Origin of the sequence: Microcoleus sp. (genome assembly GCF_049646505.1) — a bacterium.
Lineage (GTDB): Bacteria > Cyanobacteriota > Cyanobacteriia > Cyanobacteriales > Microcoleaceae > Microcoleus.
This window is the reverse complement of record NZ_JBARVX010000219.1, coordinates 1-3,530: the sequence shown is the minus strand read 5'-3', so window position 1 is coordinate 3,530 and position 3,530 is coordinate 1. Positions and strand designations below refer to the sequence as shown.

General features: G+C 43.9%; 2 protein-coding genes and 12 tRNA genes. All 14 read left to right on the top strand.

The window, feature by feature from the left end; genetic code table 11:
• Positions 1 to 3 precede the first annotated feature (3 nt).
• The 14 genes from WBA89_RS11870 (at position 4) to WBA89_RS11805 (ending at position 3,410) form a co-directional block, all read left to right on the top strand.
• Positions 4 to 76 (top strand) — tRNA-Phe (locus WBA89_RS11870).
• Positions 77 to 82: 6 nt separating this feature from the next.
• A tRNA-Asn gene (locus WBA89_RS11865) sits at positions 83 to 157 on the top strand.
• A gap of 249 nt (positions 158 to 406) precedes the next feature.
• Positions 407 to 480 (top strand) — tRNA-Gln (locus tag WBA89_RS11860).
• A 24-nt stretch (positions 481 to 504) separates the two neighbouring features.
• A tRNA-Leu gene (locus tag WBA89_RS11855) sits at positions 505 to 578 on the top strand.
• A gap of 34 nt (positions 579 to 612) precedes the next feature.
• Positions 613 to 686 (top strand) — tRNA-Leu (locus tag WBA89_RS11850).
• Positions 687 to 697: 11 nt separating this feature from the next.
• Positions 698 to 776, top strand: a tRNA-Met gene (locus WBA89_RS11845).
• A 5-nt stretch (positions 777 to 781) separates the two neighbouring features.
• Positions 782 to 853, top strand: a tRNA-Thr gene (locus WBA89_RS11840).
• Between the two features lie 92 nt (positions 854 to 945).
• Positions 946 to 1,788 (top strand): TIGR02452 family protein, encoded by an 843-nt coding sequence (locus WBA89_RS11835; protein ID WP_424406579.1) that lies wholly within the window; start codon positions 946 to 948, stop codon positions 1,786 to 1,788.
• Between the two features lie 58 nt (positions 1,789 to 1,846).
• Positions 1,847 to 1,917, top strand: a tRNA-Gly gene (locus WBA89_RS11830).
• 303 nt (positions 1,918 to 2,220) lie between these two features.
• A tRNA-Arg gene (locus WBA89_RS11825) sits at positions 2,221 to 2,294 on the top strand.
• Positions 2,295 to 2,300: 6 nt separating this feature from the next.
• Positions 2,301 to 2,377 (top strand) — tRNA-Ala (locus WBA89_RS11820).
• A 54-nt stretch (positions 2,378 to 2,431) separates the two neighbouring features.
• A tRNA-Ala gene (locus WBA89_RS11815) sits at positions 2,432 to 2,526 on the top strand.
• An 83-nt stretch (positions 2,527 to 2,609) separates the two neighbouring features.
• Positions 2,610 to 2,692 (top strand) — tRNA-Ser (locus WBA89_RS11810).
• Positions 2,693 to 2,840: 148 nt separating this feature from the next.
• On the top strand, positions 2,841 to 3,410 hold the full coding sequence (locus WBA89_RS11805; RefSeq protein WP_424406577.1) for an exonuclease domain-containing protein: 570 nt from the start codon (positions 2,841 to 2,843) through the stop codon (positions 3,408 to 3,410).
• Positions 3,411 to 3,530 lie beyond the last annotated feature (120 nt).

The window sequence follows — 3,530 nt, the reverse complement described above, 5'->3', positions numbered from 1 at the left end:
TTTCCCCCGATAGCTCAGTTGGTAGAGCGCTTGTTTGAAGAACAAGAAGTCGTCAGTTCGACACTGACTTGGGGGATTGCGTTGCCTTATAGCTCAATGGTAGAGCTGCACGCTGTTAACGTGATGGTTGTAGGTTCGAGTCCTACTGAGGCAGCCATTTTTCAAATTGCCGAGTGGATGAAAGGCAAGTTGCATAGCCCTCAATACGGTTCACTTAACATATTTATGCCCCGGAGATCCCCCTCGCATCCCCCTTAAGAAGGGGAGTAGGGGTTGACTTTGAGGGGATTCTTGTTCCCCCCTTTTTAAGGGGTGTGCCAGGGAGATCGTCTTAAGTAAACCGTATTGGCATGGCCCTGAAATAGGAGTTTATGTAGGTTCAAAGCCTACCCCGGTATCCAATTATTGGGAAGTCGCCTAATTGGCATGGCACCGCTCTTTGAAAGCGGACAAATGTAGGTTCAAGTCCTACCTTCCCAGTTCTGCTCCTGCTATCCCGACTTTACCTCTGTGATGTAATTGGAAAACATCGCTCGCTTAGAACGAGTGTTTTGCTGGTTCGAGTCCAGTCAGGGGTATTGGGTATCAAAATCCAAAAGTGCGATCGGTTTTGCCCCTGTAGCCCAATCGGTAGAGGCGCTAGATTTAGGATCTAGTCAGTGCTGGTTCGATGCCAGTCAGGGGTATTTGGTGACATCGCGGGTGAAGTAGCCTGGGTAGGCTTGGAGGTTTCATAAGCCTCTTCATAGCAGGTTCAACTCCTGCCCCCGCTACCAAAAATGCAGGTGTGATGTAACTGGCAACATGAGGCTCTTGTAAAGCTTTCTTGCAGGTTCCAATCCTGTCACTTGCTTGTACTAAAATCAGAAGGAGTTTATCTAATTATGCTAAATTTTATCTAGCAGTTTTATCGCTAATTTGTTCTAGCACATCCTAGTAAAAAGCATGAAAAGAATCGCGATCGCCCAACATACGCTAAAAATCATCGAAGATGGTTACTACTTGTCCCCTGAAGGTAAGCAGGTCAATCTCGACCGCCAATTAGCATCCTGTATTGCTGGGACGACATACTACGAACCCGAAGCCCTGTTAGCGATCGAGCAAGATGTTCTCTCAGGCACTCCCCAATTCTCGAACACGGAATTTATGGTGAGGAATGAGACAACGCTAGTGGGATCAGAGCGTACAGCGCGATCGCACAAATTTGCAAAAATTGCAGTCCTAAACTTCGCTTCTGCTAAAAATCCGGGTGGTGGATTCATCAAAGGCGCTAAAGCACAAGAAGAAAGTTTAGCACGCAGTTCTGCACTCTACAAAAGCCTTTTAAAATGTCCTCAATACTACGAGTATCATCGCTCTCACAAATCGCTGCTCTACTCCGATAGACTCATTTACTCTCCCGGTTGTCCAGTATTCCGCAAAGATGATGGAACTTTACTTGATGAACCTTATATTGTAGATTTTATCACAAGTTCAGCTCCCAATGCTGGTCAAATTTGGAGACAAGAGTCAGAGGGTAGGGAAAAAATCAAGGAAACTCTGTATGGACGCGGTGCAAAATTGTTAGCGCTAGCTCTTAACAAAGGTTGCGAGGCGATAGTTTTAGGTGCTTGGGGATGTGGCGTATTTAGAAACGATCCATCAATGGTAGCGCAGATGTTTGCAGACTTTTTATTGTCGAACGATCAATTTGCGGGCAGATTTAAAAGCGTCATCTTTTCCGTACTAGACTCTAGCGATCAAAGAAAAACATTGGCAGAATTTAACAGTTTATTCAGATCAAATTAATCAAGTATTTTAAAAAAAAATAATTAACATTTTAAAGCTGTTTTAAATTTCCAATATTGCGGATATGGTGTAACGGTAGCATTCGAGTATTCCAAACTCTAGACACGAGTTCGATCCTCGTTATCCGCTTGACTAAATAAATGGAGGTTGGTTTTATTAATAATGATAAAAGTTAATTGTCGATCGCCCTTTTGCGTGTCCCAATCTTTGAAGCCTACATACTTTAGTACGAGAGGAAAGGTAACGCTGTCACAATCAGCGAGCGTTTGAGAACGAGGAGTGCAATGAACCCGATAGGTAGGCTTGAAAGTAGCCATCCTTTAAAGAGTGTGTAGTAACTCATCGGCCCAGTCCCTCTAGTAACTGAGAAAACGCATTGCTCCAATAACTTACACGCAAAGTACGCGCGATCGCACATTAACAAAAAAACATGGGAGCGTAACTCAACTGGATAGAGTGTCGAGCTTCTACCTCGAATGTTGTGGGTTCGAGTCCTACCGCTCCTGTTACATGGGTTCGTAGCTTAATTGGTAAAGCATCTAACTGGCTGTTAGAAAGATATCGGTTCAAATCCGATCGCAATCCACCACACCAATTTTAGATTTTAGATTTTAGATTTACTCGACAGGTGAATCTTTTACGCGGAGTCATAGCTCAATTGGTAGAGCGCTTGCTTTGCACGCAAGAGGTTAGGAGTACCCTTCCCGAAGGCTTCGCCTACAATTCTCCTTGATTCCACTGCGGTGTCTGAAGCCAAAGCGGTAGCGGCGCCCTTTTGTGGAACCAGTAATAGCGGGTTCAATTCCCGTCAGACACCCCTCGGAAGATGCCGCTAAATGGTTGGCAACCAGTCTTGAAAACTGGGGTACAGTTAACTGTAAGGGTTCGATTCCTTCATCTTCCTTTTAATTAACCACCGGAAGTCGAAAAGCGAGACACCGTGCTGATAACGCGGCGATAGGAGGGGCAGTACCTCCTCGGTGGATGGATTGGTTTATAATAAGTATAGGTGAAATTGTTGTAATTTCACAGGCTCAAAATAAAGGTTAAATATGAATTTAAAAGATTACAATTACTATTTAGTGCTTGACCTTGAAGCAACCTGCTGCAAAAAACAAGGAACTATCAAACAGAGTGAGATGGAAATTATTGAGATTGGAGCCGTTATGCTAGAAGCAGAAACGCTAACTATTATTGATGAATTTCAAAGCTTTATTAAGCCAGTTCGCCATCCTATGCTGACTGAATTCTGCAAATCGCTAACATCTATTTCTCAGGCACAAGTCGAGGAAGCTCCCACTTACCCGGAGGCGATCGCACTTTTGAAAAAATGGCTGTCTGGTTACTCAAACGGCGTGTTTGGTTCTTGGGGTGATTTCGATCGCAAACAATTTCAACAAGACAGCAATTTTCACAAAGTACCTTTTCCTATTGCTTATCCTCATGTCAATCTCAAACAATTGTTTGCAGAAACGCAAGGTTTGCGAAAAGGGTATGGCATGGCGAAAGCTCTGCAACTCGCGGGTTTACCGCTAGAAGGAACTCATCACCGAGGCATAGATGATGCTAGAAATATTGCTAAATTGTTGCCTTATATTCTCGATCGAAAACAGTTGTCCTGATTTGCTATCCTACTAGAGTGAGAAAAATTATGGGGAGGTCGCCTAAATGGAATGGCACTGCAAAAACTAGGTAAAGCGGCTCTCAAAAGGACGATCGCGTTTGTTGAGTAGGGTAAAAAG